The organism is Streptomyces sp. NPDC006385 (assembly GCF_040612485.1).
In the GTDB taxonomy this organism is placed as follows: Bacteria; Actinomycetota; Actinomycetes; order Streptomycetales; family Streptomycetaceae; genus Streptomyces.
Window position 1 is genome coordinate 71,035 of the sequence record NZ_JBEXQG010000003.1, and the last position, 17,361, is coordinate 88,395.

Consider the following 17,361-nt stretch of genomic DNA (forward strand, 5'->3'; position numbering starts at 1 on the left):
GATCAGGTGAGCGCAGGCTCCGCCTGGTGTGCGTCGATGCTCTCCATGATCCTGTCGTGAGAAGCGGCAGCCTGCAGAGCGTCCTTCTCCGCCTGGATCCGTACGAGCTCGGATTCCAGGTCCTGGACGCGCTGCTGGAGCCGTCGCATCTCGGCGAGGAGTCGAGGGTCGGAGCCGCCGACGTAACCGAGAAGCGCCTTTGCCATGATGGATGGTCCTCCACACTGAGTGACCGACCGATGCGGTGTGGGTCGTGAGGGATTCGCACCCGCGGTGCTTGGCAGGCCTGGAGTTGTGCTGCCGTTCAGCCATGCCAAACAGCTAAGGTGCGCGGGGCTTTCAGCGTCTCACCAAAAAGTTTGACGGTCAACACGATCACGCCCCGTATCGGTGGGAAACCCGGGGGCGCACGGCCGGGAAGCGGCGGTGCGGCGACTCCTGCGGGCCCCTCGGGGCGTGGCGATCATCCTTACGTGCGGAGCCTGCCACTACGCGCCGTTCTTGGCAACCACCTGCTCATTTCTGCTCGGGGCAGTTGCCGGTGGCAGGTTCCTCCGCTCCCACCGGGGCCGCTTTACAGAATCGACTCAGCGGACGGCGAAGCCGTCGTAACCCCCGCGAGGTGTGTCCCAGATCTCGGTGACACCGTCAACCCGCCCGGGCGTGTCGTCCCCCTGGAGCCAGTCCAGGAGCCCTTCGCAACCCGACCGCGGGCCCTCCGCGACCACCTGGACCCGGCCGTCGTCCAAATTGAGAGCAAAACCACTCAGTCCGCCGATCTCGAGCGCCTTGGCCCGCGTGAACCAGCGAAAACCCACGCCTTGGACGCGTCCACGCACCCAGGCGACCAACCGAACATCGTCGCTCATGGGTGCAACCTAACGGGCCGATGTCTCTTCGGGCACTTCGTCCCCTGGCGCCATGCGGTACCGTCCCCACCCATGAATCTCATATGAAACTCACTCGATCGTGTGAGTTCTGTGAGGACGTCGAGACCGCACGGACGAGGAAGGCCAGGACATGGGACGCCACCGACGCTCCGCCGCCGGCCGCGCCGCCACGGGCCGCGCCACGGGGGTCACGCATACGGACGGCTCCACGCAGAGCCACGACCCTCTGGACTCGCATCCGGACGACCGCCCCACGCTGGGCATCGCGCCCTACCTCAACCCGGAGGCGTACGCGGAGGTCTACGCCAAGAGCGACGCCTACCTCTTCGCCACGGACCAGGACCACGACCGGATCACCGACCCGACGACCTTCCCCAGCGGCGACACGGCGGCGACCGCGGCCTTCCGGGGTGACGGCTTCAGGCCCGACGGCGGCTCCCGGCGGCCCGGGGGCCGTTCGCACCGCCGCCGCAAGAAGAAGGCGGCGGCACCGGTGAAGACGGGACTGCTCGGTGTCTCCGCGGCGGTCGCCCTGGGCACGGTCGCGGTGGCCACCGGCGTGGTGCCGGGGATCGACAACTACCAGCTCGGCGGGGGAAGCGGCCCGGACAACGTGCGGGCCGCCGATACCGCCACCAACTCGCCGAGCGAGCAGGGCGGCACGTCCGGCAGCGCCGAGAGCCACGGGGACGGCGCTCCGCCGAGCCGCGACGTCGAGCGGCCCGCCTCGCCGTCCCCGTCGACCTCCTCGGCCGCGCCGACGAAGACCCCGCAGAAGAAGCCGCCGGCCAAGCCCAGCGAGAAGCCGAAGGAGAAGGCGCCTTCGCGTACGGCCACGAAGGCGCCGGAGAAGCCGGAGAAGCAGGAGCAGACCAGCGCCCCCGTGACGGTGTCCGCCGAGGCGGCCGCCGCGGCGGAGGTGCTCAAGCTCGTCAACGCGGAGCGGGCCCAGGTGGGCTGCAGCGCGGTCGCCGCGAACAGCTCGCTCACCGACCTCGCCCAGAAGTTCAGCGAGGACATGGCCCAGCGGGGCTTCTTCGACCATACCGACCCTGGCGGGGCGTCTCCCTGGGACCGGGCCGCGAAGGCCGGCATAACCGACCTCGGCGGCGAGAACATAGCCCGCGGCCAGGCCGACGCGGCAGCGGTGATGGAGGCCTGGATGAACAGCCCGGGCCACAAGGCCAACATCCTGAACTGCGACTTCAAGACCCTGGGGGTCGGCGTGCACTTCGGCGCCGGCGGGCCCTGGTGGACGCAGGACTTCGGCTACTAGCAGTACGCACGCACGGCGCTCTTGCGCCGACGGCGGTGCAGCCGGAGGAGCCGGAGGGCGCACTAACCTCTAGTTAGTGCAACCTGCCGGTTAGCGCTGCGCTCAAGTACGCTTGAGGTATGGACACCACGCAGGAGCGCACGGAGGCGCGGGACCTCCCGTACAACGTGTTCGCCAAGGCCTGCCCCTCGCGCGGCACGCTGGAGCACGTGACGGGCCGCTGGGGCGGGCTCACGCTCGGCGCCCTGTACGAGGGCTCGCTGCGCTTCAACGAGCTGCGCCGCCGTGTCGACGGTGTCAGCGAGAAGATGCTTTCCCAGACGCTGCACGCCCTGGAGCGCGACGGCCTGGTGCACCGCGACGCCCAGCCGACCAATCCGCCCCGGGTGGACTACGAGCTGACGCCGCTGGGGCGCGGGGTCGCCGAGCGGCTGCTGAACCTCATCCACTTCCTGGAGGGACAGATGGACGACGTGCTCGCGGCACGCCGGCGCTACGACGAGACGCGCGGCGCCCGCTGACACTGCGGGCAGAAGTAGCTGGACCGGTTCATCCAGGGCCGTCGGCGCATCGGCGTACCGCACCGCTTGCACGGCAGCCCTTCACGGCCGTACGCGTCCAGGGACCGGTCGAAGTAGCCCGACTCGCCGTTGACGTTGACGTACAGGCTGTCGAAGCTGGTGCCGCCCACCGCGAGGGCGGCGTTCATCACGTCCCGCACATGGCCCAGGAGTTCGAGGGTGCGCGGGCGGGTGAAAGTCGCCGTCGGACGGTCGTAGTGGAGGCGGGAGCGCCACAGGGCCTCGTCCGCGTAGATGTTGCCGACGCCGCTGATCAACGACTGGTCGAGCAGGGCCCGTTTGATGGTGCTGCGCTTGCGGCGCAGAGCCTGGTGGAAGCCCTCGTCGTCGAAAAGCGGGTCGAGGGGGTCGCGGGCGATGTGCGCGATGACGTCGGGCAGGCCGCCCTGGGTGGTGTCGTGCAACGACAGGCCGCCGAAGGTGCGTTGGTCGACGAAGCGCAGTTCGGTGTCGAGAGCGTCGGCGAAGCGCACGCGGATCCGGAGGTGCTTCTCGTCGGGCGCGGTGTGCGGCTGGACCAGTAGCTGACCGCTCATGCCGAGGTGGGCCAGGATCGACTGGCCGGTGTCCGCCAGGGGAAGCCACAGGTACTTGCCGCGGCGGCTCGGCGTGCCGATGCGGTGGCCCTTCAGGCGGTGCGCGAAGTCGTCCGAGCCGGCGATGTGCCGGCGTACGGCACGCGGGTGCAGCACCTCGGCGTCGGCGACCGTGCGGTGGGCGACCCACCGCTCCAGTCCGCGCCGGACGACCTCCACCTCGGGCAACTCGGGCATGGGACCCCCTCCACCTGCGTGGGCCCTCAGGGCCTGTTGTACACCTGTGCGACCCCGGTAGGGCCGCTCCATGGACCGAGCGCCCGCCCCACGGCGGGGTACGGGCGCTCGGGTCGCGCTGTTCGGTCAGGCGGAGGCCGACGAGGCGTCGGCTTCGGGCTCGGTGGCATCCGCTGCCACCTTGGCCTTCTTGGCACGCTCGTCCGCCGCGGCCCGGATGGACCGCCACGCGGATTCCGCGGCCTGCTGCTCCGCCTCCTTCTTGCTGCGGCCGGTGCCGGTGCCGTACGAGACGCCTCCGACGCGGGCGGCAGCAGTGAAGGTCTTCTCGTGGTCGGGGCCGGTCTCCGTGACCAGGTACTCGGGAACTCCGAGCCCCTCGATCGCGGTGAGCTCCTGGAGGGACGTCTTCCAGTCCAGGCCGGCTCCGAGGTTGGAGGACTTCTCGATCAGGGGGTCGAACAGGCGGTGGACCAGCTCCGCCGCCGAGTCCAGGCCCTGGTCGAGATAGACGGCGCCGATCACCGCTTCCAGGGTGTCGGCGAGGATGGATGCCTTGTCCCGGCCGCCCGTGCCCTCTTCACCACGGCCGAGCCGGATGAAGGCGCCCAGGTCGAGCCCGCGGCCGACCTCCGCCAGCGCACGCGAGTTGACCACCGCGGCCCGCAGCTTGGCCAGCTGGCCTTCGGGCAGATCGGGGTGGGTGCGGTACAGCGTGTCCGTGACCACCAGGCCGAGCACGGAGTCCCCGAGGAACTCCAGGCGCTCGTTGGTGGGCAGACCGCCGTTCTCGTATGCGTAGGAGCGGTGCGTCAGCGCACGCACCAGAAGGGCGGACTCGAGCTTGTACCCGAGCCGCCCTTCCAACAGCGTGTGGGACGAGGCCTGGTTGTCCGCAGAGTTCTTCTTCGGCGTGGACACAGTGCCTCTCACCAGCCGCTCAGACCTCGAGGACCTGGCGCTTGTTGTAGGTGCCGCACGACGGGCACGCGATGTGCTGCTGCTTGGGCTCGTGGCAGCGCTCGCACGCAACCAGGGTGGGGACCGCAGCCTTCCACTGCGACCGGCGGTGGCGCGTGTTGCTGCGCGACATCTTCCGCTTCGGAACAGCCACGGCTACTTCTCCTGCTTCTCGTCGACGCCCGGTTCGGCGCCGCTCATCTCGTCCTTATCGCCGTCTTCGAGTGAATCGGCGAGTCCCTGCAGTGCCGCCCAACGGATGTCGACGGCGTCGTGGTGGTGGTCCGGGTCGTCCGCGAGGCGCGCGCCGCACTCGGCGCACAGTCCTGGGCAGTCTTCCTGGCACACCGGCTGCATCGGCAGTGCGAGCACCACCGCATCACGCAGCACGGATTCGAGGTCGAACAGGCCGTCCTCGAGAAAGAGCCTGTCCTCGTCGTCCTCGGCGTCGTCGCCGGGTTCCGCACCGTGATGGTGGCGGCCCCGGTCGTCGGCGTCAGGGTACGAGAACATCTCCTGGAAGTCCGCTTCGACGTCGAGCTGAAGCGGCTCCAGACACCTTACGCACTCCCCCTCGGCCTGTGCACGGGCGGTGCCTGTGACAAGCACCCCTTCCATGACCGACTCGAGTCGGAGTTCGAGCTCGACAGGGGCGCCTTCCGGCACTCCGACGACCCCCTGGATACCGAAGTCCTTGGGAGCGTCGACCGTGCGGGTCAGGCGCTGCAGCGCACCGGGCCGCCGACCCAGCTCGTGCGTGTCGAACACGAGAGGGTTGCGGTGGTCGAGGCGGGCTGTCACGCCATTCCTGCTTTCGATCTGCTGAGCTCAGAGGGTCACTGCCCATCGGTGCTTGCGGGCAGCGGTGATCGCGGACGTACGCGCGACCGAACAGCCAGGATACTGGACCTTTCCCTCACGGCCCAATCCAGGTGGCTGCTACTGGCCGCGCCCCTGCTCGTACGCCCTCAGCTGCTCGGCACTGATCATGCTGGTGTCGAAGAGGCTGGTCTCGTCGAGGGCGTAGCCCTGGCCGGACGGCTGCGGCTGCGTCTGCGGCTGCGGCTGCTGCTGGGCCTGGTTCGGGTCGTAGGCGGCCTGCTGGGGGTCGTAGCCCTGGTAGGCGTACGGGTCGGCCTGCTGGTAGCCGTACGGGTCCTGCTGGCCGCCGTACTGCTGCTGGTAGCCGTACGGGTCCGCCGGCTGCTGCTGGTAGCCGTACGCCGGCTGCGCCGCCTGCTGGTCGTACTGCTGCCGCTCCGGTACGGCCCGCTCGGCGGGGGCCGCCGGGGTGTCCCGCTCCGCCAGGGCGGCGAGGTCGGCGAGGTAGTCGGCGTCGCTGGAGTGCTGGACGGTACTGGTGTCGTCGGCGAGGGCGCCGAGGTCGTCGGTGGCGATACGGCCGTGCAGCTTCTGGCGGCCGCGGCCGACGGCCTCCAGGGTCTTGGCCAGGACCGCCTCGAAGGCGCCGAGCTTGACGTCGACGTACTCGTCGGCGGTGCGGCGCAGGGTCTCGGGGTCGTGGCTGCGCTCGGGGGCGTCCTCGTCCTCGTAGCCCTGCTCGTCGGTGCCGGGGCCCGTGCCGAGGAGCTTCTCGCGGCCGCGGCCGACGGAGCCGAGGGTCTTGGTGAGGACGACCTCGAAGTTGGCGAGCTTGGAGTCGACGTAGTCGTCGGCCTCCGCGCGGATCTCCTCGGCCTCCTTGCGGGCCTCGGCGAGGATGCGGTCGGCCTCGGCCTGGGAGCGGCGGGCGACCTCGGTGTCGGAGATCAGCGAGCCGCGCTCGGCGTGCGCGCCCTGGATGATCCGCTCGGCCTCCTGGCGGGCCTGCTCGACCATCTGCTCGCGGCCGCCGATCAGCTCCTGGGCCTGGGCGAGGGAGCCGGGCAGGGCCTCGCGGACCTCTTCGAGCATCGAGAGAAGTTCGGCGCGGTTGACCACGCACGAGGCCGACATGGGCATCGACCGGGCACCTGAGACCGCCGCGACGATCTCGTCGAGCTTCTTCTGCACGTCCACCGTGTGCTCGCCACTCTCTACAGCTGTGATGGAGACGGACGGGACGACTGTAGCCCCATCAGTCCTTGCGCAGGCGCTTGTTGAGGGCCTCCAGGACGACCGGCGGCACCAGGTGGGAGACGTCGCCGCCCCAGGTCGCGACCTCCTTGACCAGAGAGGAGGACAGGAAGCTGTAGGTGGGGTTGGTCGGGACGAAGAGCGTCTCGACGCCCGACAGGCCGTTGTTCATCTGGGCCATCTGCAGCTCGTAGTCGAAGTCGCTGACCGCGCGCAGGCCCTTGACGATGGCCGGGATGTCGCGCTGCTTGCAGAAGTCGACGAGGAGGCCGTGGAAGGCCTCGACCCGGACGTTCCCGTACTCGGCCGTGACCTGGCGGATCAGGTCGAGCCGTTCGTCGACCTCGAACAGGCCCTTCTTGGCCTTGTTGATCATCACCGCGACGTAGACCTCGTCGTACAGCCTGGAGGCGCGGGCGATGATGTCGAGGTGTCCGTTGGTGATCGGGTCGAACGACCCGGGACATACGGCGCGGCGCACTTGTGATCCCTCGCTCTCCGGTCCGGTCATCGTGCGTCTTCGCACGTAGAGGCGGCGCGACCGTACCAAAACGTTCCCTCGCCGTAGCGACGGGCCCGGATCGCCTCGAAGCCGTCCGGCCACCTGAATGCGCCGCCTCTGGTGCTGCGCTCCACGGTGACGAGAGCCTCCGGCGCGAGCCAGCCCCCTGAGCGGAGTGTGAGCAGAATCTCGCGAAGATCGTGATCTGAGACTCGGTACGGCGGGTCCAGGAAGACGATGTCGTACGGCTCGGCCGGCGGCGGTGACTGGATGATCTGCTCGGCTTTGCCCGACCTCACCTCGGCGCCGGGGAGGCCGAGGTTCCTGACGTTCTCACGGACCACGCGGGCGGCTCGGGGGTCGGCCTCGACGAGGAGGGTGTGGCCGGCGCCGCGGGAGAGCGCCTCCAGGCCGACCGCGCCGGAGCCGGCGTACAGGTCGAGGACCCGCTCCCCCTTCAGGGGGCCGCCCAGCAGGGACTGCCAGGTGGAGAAGAGACCTTCGCGTGCGCGGTCGGAGGTGGGGCGGGTGCCGGTGCCTGGCGGCACTGCCAGGCGACGTCCGCCGGCTGCGCCGGCGATCACGCGGGTCATCTCGGGTCCTTGGTCGTGGCGGCTTTGGGTATCAGTGTGGCTGGTCGCGCAGTTCCCCGCGCCCCTGGGGAATTCTCCCTCACCCCTTTTCCAAGTACTGCTCCCGCTCGTCGTCCAAGAGGGCGTCCAAGGCCGTGCGCAGGCCGGGAAGCGCCGTCAGCTCGGGGTCCGCCGCCACCACCGCCGCGGCCTCCTGCCTGGCCTCCGCGATGATCTCCTCGTCCTCGATGACGGCGAGGACCCGCAGCGAGGAACGGGCGCCCGACTGGGCCTGGCCCAGGACGTCGCCCTCGCGGCGCTGTTCGAGGTCGATGCGGGAGAGTTCGAAGCCGTCGAGGGTGGAGGCGACCGCGTCGAGGCGCCGGCGGGCCTCGCCGGCCTCCGGCATCTCGGTGACCAGGAGGCAGAGGCCGGGCGCCGAGCCACGGCCGACGCGGCCGCGCAACTGGTGGAGCTGGGAGACACCGAAGCGGTCGGCGTCCATGATCACCATCGCGGTGGCGTTCGGGACGTTCACGCCGACCTCGATGACCGTGGTGGCGACCAGGACGTCCGTCTCACCGGCGGCGAAGCGGCGCATCACGGCGTCCTTGTCGTCGGGGTGCATCCGGCCGTGCAGGACCTCCACCTCGAGGCCGCCGAGCGGGCCCTTGGAGAGCTGGTCCGCCACGTCGAGGACCGCGAGCGGTGGGCGCTTCTCCGCCTCGTCCTCGGGGGACTTCTTCTTGCCGGCCTTCTTCGGGTCGTCCTCCTCGTCCCCGATGCGGGGGCAGACGACGTACGCCTGATGGCCGTTCGCCACCTCCTCGCGCACCCGCTCCCAGGCGCGGGCGAGGAAGTGGGGCTTGTCGGCGGCGGGCACGACATGGCTGGCGATCGGCGAGCGGCCGGCGGGCAACTGGTCGAGGACGGAGGTCTCCAGGTCGCCGAAGACCGTCATGGCGACCGTGCGCGGGATGGGGGTCGCGGTCATGACGAGCAGGTGCGGGGGCTGCTTGCCCTTGCCGCGCAGGGCGTCGCGCTGTTCGACGCCGAAGCGGTGCTGTTCGTCCACGACGACCAGCCCCAGGTCGTGGAACTGCACCTTGTCCTCGATCAACGCGTGCGTGCCGATCACGATCCCGGCTTCCCCGGTGACCAGGTCGAGCAGTGCCTGGCGGCGGGCGGCGGCTCCCATGGAGCCGGTGAGCAGCACGACCTTCGTGGCCTGCTCGGCCCCGCCCAGCATCCCGCCCTCGGCCAGCTCGCCCATCATCTCGACGATCGACCGGTGATGCTGCTGGGCCAGCACTTCGGTGGGCGCGAGCATGGCTGCCTGGCCGCCGGCGTCGACGACGGCGAGCATGGCGCGCAGCGCCACCAGCGTCTTGCCCGAACCGACCTCGCCCTGGAGCAGCCGGTGCATCGGGTGTTCGGTGGCGAGGTCGTCGAAGATCTCCTTCGAGACCTTCTGCTGGCCCTCGGTGAGGGTGAAGGGAAGGCGGTCGTCGAAGGCGGACAGGAGGCCGGCGGGGCTGGGCCTGCGGGCGACCGCCGGGAGTTGGGCGTCGGCGTGGCGGCGGCGGGCCAGGGCGACCTGGAGGACGAAGGCCTCGTCCCACTTGAGGCGGGAGCGGGCCTCCTCGATGTCCGCCTTGGTGTGGGGGCGGTGGATCTTGAGGAGGGCCTCGGGGAGGGGGACCAGGCCGCGGCCCTCGCGGAGGGTGTCCGGGAGGGGGTCGATGGCCTCCTGGACGCTGGGGAGGACCGTCTGGACCGCCTTGCCGATCTTCCAGGACTCCAGCTTGGCGGTGGCGGGGTAGAGGGGGATCAGGGCACCCGCCCAGGTCTCCACGGTTTCGTCCGCGTCACCGCGCAGCAACTCGTAGGCCGGATGCGCCAGTTGCAGGCGGCGGTTGAAGAGGGAGACCTTGCCCGCGAACATCGCGCGGGTGCCCGGCAGGAGCTCCTTGTGGGGCTTGTGGACGCCGTTGCCGAAGAACACCAGTTGGAGGCGGCCGCTGCCGTCCGTGATCGTCACTTCGAGGCGCTGCCCCTTGCCGCGCGGGGCCTTGGTGGAGGCGAAGGTGTGCAGGCGGGCGTCGGCGACCATGGCGACCACCGTGACGTGCTCGTCCATGGGGAGGTCGGCGAGGTGGGTGAGCTGGCCGCGCTCCTCGTATCTGCGGGGGTAGTGGTGCAGGAGGTCGCCGACGGTGTGCAGGCCGAGGTGCTCGGCCATCACCTTCGCGGTGGCAGGGCCGAGCACCTTCTTCAGTGGTTCTTCCAGTGCGGGCACGAGTTCCATTCCACACCACGGCACTGACAATGCCGTAGCCGTCGCGGCGGCCCCGATGGTAAACGTCCCGGAAAGCCCTGGTCACACGGCTCGTTCCGGCTCTAGGATGGCGCGCTCCGGCCATCCTTTCCGCGGTCACCGCCTCACCGGGACCGCCCGACCCCGCGCCGCGCGAAGCCCCCACCGGCGCAGCGACGATGGACTCCCAGACCTCACAGTCATCCCAGGCCCCTCAGCAGTCCCGATCACCACAGCCGTCCCGGACGCCGCATACGTTCCAGGTGGACCTGCGCGGTCTGGTCGACCTGCTCTCCCACCATCTCTACTCCAGCCCCAAGGTCTATCTGCGCGAGCTGCTCCAGAACGCGGTCGACGCCATCACCGCCAGACGCGCCGAGGAGCCGGACGCGCCCGCCGTGGTCCGGCTGTACGCCGAGTCGGGCGCCCTGCGGGTGGAGGACTCCGGTGTCGGGCTCACCGAGACCGATGTGCACGACCTCCTCGCGACCATCGGGCGCAGTTCCAAGCGTGCCGAGGGGGTGCAGGAGGCCCGGTCCGACTTCCTGGGGCAGTTCGGCATCGGTCTGCTGGCCTGTTTCGTGGTCGCCGAGCGGATCCGGGTGGTCAGCCGCAGCGCCCGTACGCCGGACGCGGCGCCCGTGGAGTGGACGGCGACGGACGACGGCTCGTACACCGTGCGGACGCTGCCGGACGACGCCCGGCCCGAACCGGGCACCACCGTGCACCTGGTGGCGCGGGCCGGGGCCGCCGAGTGGCTGGCCGAGGACCGGGTGCTGGCGCTGGCCCGGGACTTCGGCTCGCTGCTGCCGTACGACGTCCGGGTCGGCGGCGAGGAGGTCACCGGCCTGCCCGCGCCCTGGGACCGGCCCTACCCCTCCCCCGCCAACCGCAGGGTGGCCCTGGCCCGGCACTGTCACGACCTGTTCGGCTTCACCCCGCTGGACTCGATCGCGCTGGACGTGCCGCTCGCGGGGGTCCGGGGCGTGGCGTACGTCCTTCCCTCGGCGGTCAGCCCGGCCCAGCGGGCGGGTCATCGCGTCCACCTCAAAGGCATGTTGCTGACCGAGCGGGCCGAACAGCTGCTGCCGGACTGGGCGTTCTTCGTACGGTGCGTGCTCGACACGGACAGCCTGCGGCCGACGGCCTCGCGTGAGGCGCTGTACGAGGACGAGACGCTCGCGACCGTACGGGAGGCGCTCGGCGAAAGGATTCGGTCCTGGCTGACCGGGCTGGCGGCCGGTGATCCGGAGCGGCTCGCGGCCTTCCTGTCCGTGCACCACCTGGGCGTGAAGTCCCTCGCGCGGCACGACAAGGAGATGCTGCGCACGATGCTGCCGTGGCTGCCCTTCGAGACGACCGACGGGCGGCTGTCCCTGGAGGAGTTCGCGCAGCGGCACCCGGTGGTGCACTACACGCGGACCGTCGAGGAGTACCGGCAGGTCGCCCCGATCGCGTCCGCGCAGGGCGTCGGGGTGATCAACGGCGGTTACACGTACGACAGCGAGCTGGTGGAAGCGCTGCCGTCGGTGCGGCCGGGCATGGTCGTCGCCGAGCTGGACGCGGACACGGTGACCGCCCATCTGGACGGGGTCGACCCGGCCGAGGAGCTGGCCCTGTCGGGTTTCCTGGCGGCCGCGCGGGCGAAGCTCGACCCGCTGGGCTGTGATGTCGTCCTGCGCGCCTTCCATCCCCTGTCCGTGCCCGCGCTGCACCTCGACGACCGGGCCGCCCGGCACGAACAGGCCCGCGCGGAGGCGCAGGAACAGGCCGACGACCTGTGGGCGGGCATCCTCGGCTCGCTGCGCGGCAGCGCGCCACGCGCGCGTCTCGTGCTCAACCATCTCAATCCGCTGATCCGGAAGATCGGTTCGCTGGGCGATCCGGAGCTGATCGGCACCGCCACCGAGTCGCTGTACGGACAGGCGCTGCTGATGGCGCAGCGCCCGCTCAGGCCCGCGGACTCGGCACTGCTGAACCGGGCCTTCATCGGTCTGCTGGAATGGGCCACGAACGGCGAGGAGGGTCGCCGATGAGCGGGACCGACGGGATCGCGGACTTCGACTCGCTGCGCGTGGCGATGGCGGAGAACGCCGAGCAGCCGGAGGGTCCCGCCCGCAACGCGCGCGCGGAGCAGCTGCTCGCCGAGGCCGAGAAGCTGAACGTCCCGCTCGCCGTGATCGAGGCGCTCGGGCACCAGCTGAAGGTCTACAACTACAGCTCCGAGAAGGACAAGATGTTCGTCCCCTTCGCGCGTCTGCTGCGCATGTGGGACGAGCGGCCCGAGGACTTCGACGCGTACGAGGCGCACTCGCTGCACTGGGTCTTCAAGTGGATGTCGGCCGGCATGCTCGACCAGCCGCACATCCCGCTCTCCTCGATCGAGAAGTGGCTCGGCGAGATGGAGCACCGCTACCGGCTCGCCGGGCACTCCGAACGAGCCGTGCGCAGTGCCGAGTTCAGCGTGGCCGCGCATGTCGGGGACGTGGCGCGGGCCGAGCGGGCGTACGGCGCGTGGCTGGCCGCCGACCGGGACGCCATGGCCGACTGCCACGCGTGCGAACTGCACGGGCAGGGGTGGTGGCAGGTCGAGCGGGGCCGGGACGCGGAGGCGCTCAAGCTGTGGCGGCCCGTCCTGGAGGGCGAGTTCACGTGCGCCCACGAGCCGCACACGGTCCTCGCGTCCTCCCTGGCGCCGCTGCTGCGCCTGGGCCGCGTGGACGAGGCCCGCGCCCACCATCTGCGGGGCTTCCGGCTCGTACGGGCGATGGAGAGCATGCGCGGGGCGTACGCGGACCACGTGGAGTTCTGCGCGCTGACCGGGAACGAGGCGCGCGCCCTGGAGCTGCTCGCGGAGCGGCCGGCGTACTTCACGGACGACGGGCATCCGCGCAGCAAGCTGGAGTTCATGGCGGTGGTGGCCCTGCTCATGGACCGCCTGACCGCGCTCGGGCTGGGTGATCAGCGGGTGCCCGGCCCGGCGGACCGCGGCTGGACCGCTCGCGAACTCGCCGCCCACGCGCGCGGGGAGGCCCTCGGCCTGGCCGCGCGCTTCGACGAGCGCAACGGCACGGGGCACGTCAGCGAGCGGGCACGCGCGCGTATGGCGCGGGAGCCGCTGGTGGAGCGGCTGCCGTTGGGCGTGCGTACGCCGGCCCGGCCGGCGGCGGTGGCGATGCCCGCGCCGACCGCGGTGAACACGCGGGAGGACGCGGACACGCCGCCCGACCTGCCCGCGCTGCTCGCCGAGGCACGGCGGCTGTCGGACACCCTGCGACCGAACGCCATGGAGGCATGGGCGGCCGTCTCGCGGGCCGCGGAGGGCGTGGAACTGAGCCCTCTCGACCGGGCGGAGATCGCCGACCACCGGGCGATGGACCTGGGCCCGGAGGGCATCGCCCTGTTCGAGCGGGCCGCCGGGCTGTACGCGGAGGCGGGCGACCCCGGTGAGGCGCTGGCGGCACGTGCGCGTGGAGCGTACGTACGCGCGCTCGCGGGCGACGTGCCGGCGGCCCTGACGACGATCGCCGAGCTGTACGACCGGGTCCTCGCGCTGTACGCCGAGGACGGCACGGGCGTACGTCAGACGGCGGCCGTGCTGATGAGCCGGGCGCGGATCCTGATGCGGCGGGTGCACGAGGCGGAGGACGCGATGCAGGACACGGTGCGGGGCGCCTTCCTGGCCGACGCCGAAGCCGCCGCGCTGGAGGTGCTCGCGCTCGTCGACGGGCGGGCCGGTGACGACGTACGGCTCGTCTCGCGGATCGCGGAGGCGCAGGCGATGCTCGCCGAGCTGGCGGCGCTCGCCGGGGACCTGGAGAGGGCGGCGGAGCTGTTCGCACGGGCCTCGGCGGGGTTCGTGGGGGCGGGGCTGCCGTGGTTCGCGGTGGAGTACGAGGCACGGCTGGCCGGGCTCGCGCACCATCTCGGCGACATGGCGGAGGCCGAGCGGGCGCTGCGGGCGGCCCTGGAGCACGGAGGACCGCATCTGGAGGCTCCCGGTCGGGCCCAGCTGCATCTCCAACTGGGCGAGGTGCTCGGCGGCCGGGGCCTCGTCGAGGAGGCCGCCGGACACGCCCTGGAGGCGGCGCACTGGGCCGACGAGGCGGGCGAGAGCCGCACGCTGGGCGCGTGGGCGCGACAGCAGCTCGGCGGGTTCCTGCTGCGTCAGGGTCGGTTCGCCGAGGCCGCCGAGGTGCTGGAGTCCGCGCTGCCCGACCTGACCGCCGAGACGCACGGCGACGGCGCGGTCGTGCAGACCCAGTGGTGGCTCGGCGACTGCCTGAGCGAGCTCGGCGAACACCGCGCGGCGGCAGAACGCCGGTTGCGGGCCGCCGAGATCGCCCGGCACTGGCCCGAGCAGCACGACCACGCCACGCTCGCCCACCTCGCCGCCGAGTCCCTCGGCCACGCGGGCCTGCTCGCCGAGGCGGATCAGGCGTACGCGCGCGCGGGTGGCCTGTGGCGCGATCTCGGCAACGTCCACGGCCTCGTCCGCTCCCTGCGCGCCCGCGCGTGGCTGGCGCTGCGTACGCGGGACGGGGCGGACGCGGCACGGGAGTTGATGGCGGGCGCGGTGCGGGAGTGCGTGGTCGCGCTCGACGGCCCGGCCGCCGCGGACGAGGAGGTCCGGGAACTGCTCACCGCGGAACTCGGCCACACCCACCGGCAGTTCGGCGACCTGCTCGCCCGCTCCGCCGCACAGGACACCGAGGACTCCCAAGACGCCCAGGGCTCCCAGGGCTCCCAGGGCTCCCAGGGCTCCCAGGGCTCCCAGGGCTCCCAGGACGAGTCGATCCGGGCCGCGCTGGAGGAGGAGCTGTCCCAGATGACGGAGGCCGTCACGGTGTTCGCGTCCCTGGGCGACGGCGCCCTGCACAGCCGTACCGGAGCCGAACTCGCGGCGGGCCGGCTGGAGGCCGACCTGGGCCGCCCCGCACAGGCGGCCGCACGCGCGCGTGCCGTGCTCGCGGCGTACGACGGTTCCGACGCGGACCACGCGGACCACGCGGAGGACACGGACGACAGGGACGAGGGGGACGACGGGGACGACGGGGTGGCACAGGAGAGGCGGGCGGAGGCCGAGCAGTTGCTTCGTGTGGTGGCGGAGCAGGACGCGGAGTGAGTCGCGCCCGGCCGGTCACTCCACGCCGATGAGCAGCAGCGCCCCTTGCCGTCCGCCCCGGTACACCACCGTGTCCACGGCGAGGTAGGACTCACGCACGCGTGCTTCGAGGTGCTCGGCGATCGTCTCCGGGGCCTCGTCGCCGAGGACGAGGGTGACGAGTTCGCCGCCGGCCGCGAGCATGCGGTCGAGCACGGTCTCGGCGGTGGCCGTGACGTCCGAGCCGATCACGGCCACGTCGCCGTCGATGAGGCCGAGGACGTCACCGGCCTGGCAGATGCCGGCCATGGTCCAGGACTGCCGCTCGGCGACGACGACCTCGGCGTACCTGGTCGCGCCGGCCGCCGAGGTCATCGACACCACGTCCTCGTCGAAACGGCGTTCCGGCTCGTGCACGGCGAGCGCCGCTATGCCCTGGACCGCGGAGCGCGTCGGGATCAGCGCCACGCGGATGCCCTCCGTGCGGGCCTGCTCGGCGGCCGCGGCCGCGGTGTGGCGCAGCTCGGCGTCATTGGGCAGCAGCACGACCTCGCGCGCGTGGGCACGCCGTACGGCCTGGACGAGCTCCCCGCTGACGGGCGGCTCCCCGGGACGCGCGAGGACGGTGGTGGCCCCGGCCTCGGTGTACAGCCCGGCCAGGCCCTCCCCCGGCACCACGGCGACGACGGCCCGCTGGATCCGTTCCCGGGGCGGCCGCTCACCGCCGGTGGTGTGCACGTCACCGGCCCCGAAGTGGGTGATCCGGATCCGGTACGGCCGCCCGGCCTCGACCCCGGCCTCCACGGCGGCCCCGGCGTCGTCGACGTGCACGTGGACGTTCCACAGCCCGTCACCGCCGACCACGACCAGTGAGTCCCCGAGGGCGTCGAGCCGCGCCCGCAACCGCGCCACGGCCGCGTCCTCGGCCTCCAGCAGGTAGATCACCTCGAAGGCGGGCCCGCCCTGCTCCGGGCCCACGGCCCCGTCGGCACACTCACCGACGTCACCGGAGGTCGCCGAGCCACCAGAGGCACCAGCCGGGCCGCCTGACCCAGCAGCCCTGACGGTGGGCGCGGGAACCCTGCCGCCGGACGCCCGAGCCGCGTCGGCCGCCCCTGTCCCCGCCCCTGTCCCCGCCCCTGTCCCCGTCCTCACCGCTGCGGCCACCCCACCCCGCGGCGCCTCCCCCGTGAACGTCTCCACCAGTGCCGCGAGCACCGCCACGAGCCCCCGCCCGCCCGCGTCGACGACCCCGGCCCGCTCCAGGACGGCGAGCTGGCCCGGAGTCGCGGCGAGCGCCGCCCGCGCCCCCTCGTAGGCGGCCCGCGCGACCGTCCCGCAGTCGCCCTCGGTCCCGGTGGCCGCGTCGGCCGCCGCGGCGGCGACCGTGAGGACCGTGCCCTCAACGGGGTGGGCCACCGCCTGGCGTGCGGAGTCGGCGGCGTGCCGCAGAGCCAGCCGCAGGCCCTGTCCGTCGGTGTGAGCCGACTCACCGTCGGCGGCGAGCACCTGCGCCATGCCCCGCAGCAACTGCGCGAGGATCGTCCCGGAGTTCCCCCGGGCCCCGATCAGGGCCCCGTGTGCCATCGCGCGCACGGCATCGGCCAGCGAGGGGCCCGAGCTCCGTGCGGGATCCACCTCGTACCCGGCGAACACCGCCTCGACCGCGGCCACGGCCGATTCCACGGTCAGGTACAGATTCGTCCCGGTGTCCCCGTCGGCCACGGGATAGACGTTGATCGCGTCGATCTCCTCACGCGCGCGACCGAGCGACTCCAGCGCGAGACCGCACCAGATGCGCACCGCGAGAGCATCGAAGAATGTCTGCGGCACCTGCGCCACCTGCGCCTCCCTGAGCTGCTGGACGTGGCACGCAGCGTAGACCCAGGTCCGGTGCGGGCCGGAAGAGGGCTGGCGACGGACTCCTGACCAGCCATGGTAGTTTCGTTGTACTGGCGCAGTCGTTGTATGCTGCTCCGGTTGCCCGATCCTGATCGGGCCATTCCCCCTGGCAGCGCCACTCAGATCTCTGATCCTAGATCTTGATCCCGGCATGCCGGGATCAACCGTAAGTGCATCTGAAGTCTTTGGAGTGACCCGTGGCTGCCAACTGCGACGTCTGCGGCAAGGGGCCGGGCTTCGGCAACAACATCTCGCACTCGCACCGCCGTACGTCCCGCCGCTGGAACCCGAACATCCAGCGTGTGCGTACCGTGGTCGGCGGGACGCCGAAGCGCGTGAACGCCTGCACCTCGTGCATCAAGGCCGGCAAGGTCTCGCGCTGACGCTCAGCTGAGCGCGCGGCCACCG

General features: G+C 71.7%; 16 protein-coding genes. 5 read left to right on the forward strand and 11 right to left on the reverse strand.

What is annotated here, in order from left to right:
• Positions 1-2: 2 nt before the first annotated feature.
• Positions 3-206: a hypothetical protein gene (locus tag ABZ078_RS02990; RefSeq protein ID WP_031485142.1), complete on the reverse strand. Its 204-nt coding sequence runs from the start codon at positions 204-206 to the stop codon at positions 3-5.
• A gap of 381 nt (positions 207-587) precedes the next feature.
• Positions 588-869 (reverse strand): acylphosphatase, encoded by a 282-nt coding sequence (locus ABZ078_RS02995; protein WP_356571006.1) that lies wholly within the window; start codon positions 867-869, stop codon positions 588-590.
• Positions 870-1,020: 151 nt separating this feature from the next.
• Here ABZ078_RS02995 and ABZ078_RS03000 point away from each other — a divergent pair, with 151 nt between their 5' ends.
• On the forward strand, positions 1,021-2,166 hold the full coding sequence (locus ABZ078_RS03000; protein WP_356571008.1) for a CAP domain-containing protein: 1,146 nt from the start codon (positions 1,021-1,023) through the stop codon (positions 2,164-2,166).
• A 119-nt stretch (positions 2,167-2,285) separates the two neighbouring features.
• Positions 2,286-2,687 carry a helix-turn-helix domain-containing protein gene (locus ABZ078_RS03005; protein ID WP_356571010.1) on the forward strand — a complete coding sequence of 134 codons (402 nt, stop codon included), beginning with the start codon at positions 2,286-2,288 and terminating at the stop codon, positions 2,685-2,687.
• Here the strand turns inward: ABZ078_RS03005 and mutM are convergent.
• The 8 genes from mutM to recG all read right to left on the reverse strand — a co-directional run bounded on the left by mutM (position 2,660) and on the right by recG (position 9,938).
• The gene (gene mutM / locus ABZ078_RS03010; RefSeq protein ID WP_356571012.1) at positions 2,660-3,520 is read right to left on the reverse strand and encodes a bifunctional DNA-formamidopyrimidine glycosylase/DNA-(apurinic or apyrimidinic site) lyase; all 861 of its coding nucleotides are present in this window, start codon (positions 3,518-3,520) and stop codon (positions 2,660-2,662) included. The genes ABZ078_RS03005 and mutM overlap by 28 nt on opposite strands.
• Before the next feature lie 126 nt (positions 3,521-3,646).
• Positions 3,647-4,441, reverse strand: coding sequence for a ribonuclease III (rnc, locus tag ABZ078_RS03015; protein ID WP_356571305.1), 795 nt, complete (start codon positions 4,439-4,441; stop codon positions 3,647-3,649).
• A 19-nt stretch (positions 4,442-4,460) separates the two neighbouring features.
• Positions 4,461-4,634: a 50S ribosomal protein L32 gene (gene rpmF / locus ABZ078_RS03020; RefSeq protein WP_003951102.1), complete on the reverse strand. Its 174-nt coding sequence runs from the start codon at positions 4,632-4,634 to the stop codon at positions 4,461-4,463.
• 2 nt (positions 4,635-4,636) lie between these two features.
• Positions 4,637-5,281: a YceD family protein gene (locus ABZ078_RS03025; protein ID WP_356571014.1), complete on the reverse strand. Its 645-nt coding sequence runs from the start codon at positions 5,279-5,281 to the stop codon at positions 4,637-4,639.
• 138 nt (positions 5,282-5,419) lie between these two features.
• On the reverse strand, positions 5,420-6,499 hold the full coding sequence (locus ABZ078_RS03030) for an ATP synthase F0 subunit B (protein ID WP_356571016.1): 1,080 nt from the start codon (positions 6,497-6,499) through the stop codon (positions 5,420-5,422).
• Between the two features lie 58 nt (positions 6,500-6,557).
• A complete protein-coding gene (gene coaD / locus ABZ078_RS03035) occupies positions 6,558-7,037 on the reverse strand; it encodes a pantetheine-phosphate adenylyltransferase (RefSeq protein WP_356571307.1) in 480 nt (159 codons plus the stop codon).
• A gap of 26 nt (positions 7,038-7,063) precedes the next feature.
• Positions 7,064-7,651 carry a 16S rRNA (guanine(966)-N(2))-methyltransferase RsmD gene (rsmD, locus tag ABZ078_RS03040; RefSeq protein ID WP_356571018.1) on the reverse strand — a complete coding sequence of 196 codons (588 nt, stop codon included), beginning with the start codon at positions 7,649-7,651 and terminating at the stop codon, positions 7,064-7,066.
• Positions 7,652-7,730: 79 nt separating this feature from the next.
• A complete protein-coding gene (gene recG / locus ABZ078_RS03045) occupies positions 7,731-9,938 on the reverse strand; it encodes an ATP-dependent DNA helicase RecG (RefSeq protein ID WP_356571020.1) in 2,208 nt (735 codons plus the stop codon).
• Between the two features lie 188 nt (positions 9,939-10,126).
• Between recG and ABZ078_RS03050 the strand changes: the two genes are divergently transcribed.
• Complete coding sequence (locus tag ABZ078_RS03050) at positions 10,127-11,983, forward strand: HSP90 family protein (RefSeq protein ID WP_356571022.1); 1,857 nt, start codon at positions 10,127-10,129, stop codon at positions 11,981-11,983.
• Complete coding sequence (locus tag ABZ078_RS03055; RefSeq protein WP_356571024.1) at positions 11,980-15,072, forward strand: tetratricopeptide repeat protein; 3,093 nt, start codon at positions 11,980-11,982, stop codon at positions 15,070-15,072. Before ABZ078_RS03050 ends, ABZ078_RS03055 begins: the two co-directional genes overlap by 4 nt.
• Before the next feature lie 15 nt (positions 15,073-15,087).
• Here ABZ078_RS03055 and ABZ078_RS03060 read toward each other — a convergent pair whose 3' ends face one another.
• Positions 15,088-16,893 carry a DAK2 domain-containing protein gene (locus tag ABZ078_RS03060; protein WP_356571026.1) on the reverse strand — a complete coding sequence of 602 codons (1,806 nt, stop codon included), beginning with the start codon at positions 16,891-16,893 and terminating at the stop codon, positions 15,088-15,090.
• Positions 16,894-17,150: 257 nt separating this feature from the next.
• Between ABZ078_RS03060 and rpmB the strand changes: the two genes are divergently transcribed.
• Positions 17,151-17,336 (forward strand): 50S ribosomal protein L28, encoded by a 186-nt coding sequence (gene rpmB / locus ABZ078_RS03065; RefSeq protein ID WP_003993230.1) that lies wholly within the window; start codon positions 17,151-17,153, stop codon positions 17,334-17,336.
• Positions 17,337-17,361: the final 25 nt, after the last annotated feature.

Coding starts and splice junctions, on each gene's coding strand:
- ABZ078_RS03005 (WP_356571010.1), top strand. CDS start 2,286: ATGGACACCACGCAGGAGCGCACGGAGGCGCGGGACCTCCCGTACAAC.
- ABZ078_RS02995 (WP_356571006.1), bottom strand. CDS start 869: ATGAGCGACGATGTTCGGTTGGTCGCCTGGGTGCGTGGACGCGTCCAA.
- ABZ078_RS03000 (WP_356571008.1), top strand. CDS start 1,021: ATGGGACGCCACCGACGCTCCGCCGCCGGCCGCGCCGCCACGGGCCGC.
- recG (WP_356571020.1), bottom strand. CDS start 9,938: ATGGAACTCGTGCCCGCACTGGAAGAACCACTGAAGAAGGTGCTCGGC.
- mutM (WP_356571012.1), bottom strand. CDS start 3,520: ATGCCCGAGTTGCCCGAGGTGGAGGTCGTCCGGCGCGGACTGGAGCGG.
- rsmD (WP_356571018.1), bottom strand. CDS start 7,651: ATGACCCGCGTGATCGCCGGCGCAGCCGGCGGACGTCGCCTGGCAGTG.
- ABZ078_RS03055 (WP_356571024.1), top strand. CDS start 11,980: ATGAGCGGGACCGACGGGATCGCGGACTTCGACTCGCTGCGCGTGGCG.
- ABZ078_RS02990 (WP_031485142.1), bottom strand. CDS start 206: ATGGCAAAGGCGCTTCTCGGTTACGTCGGCGGCTCCGACCCTCGACTC.
- ABZ078_RS03050 (WP_356571022.1), top strand. CDS start 10,127: ATGGACTCCCAGACCTCACAGTCATCCCAGGCCCCTCAGCAGTCCCGA.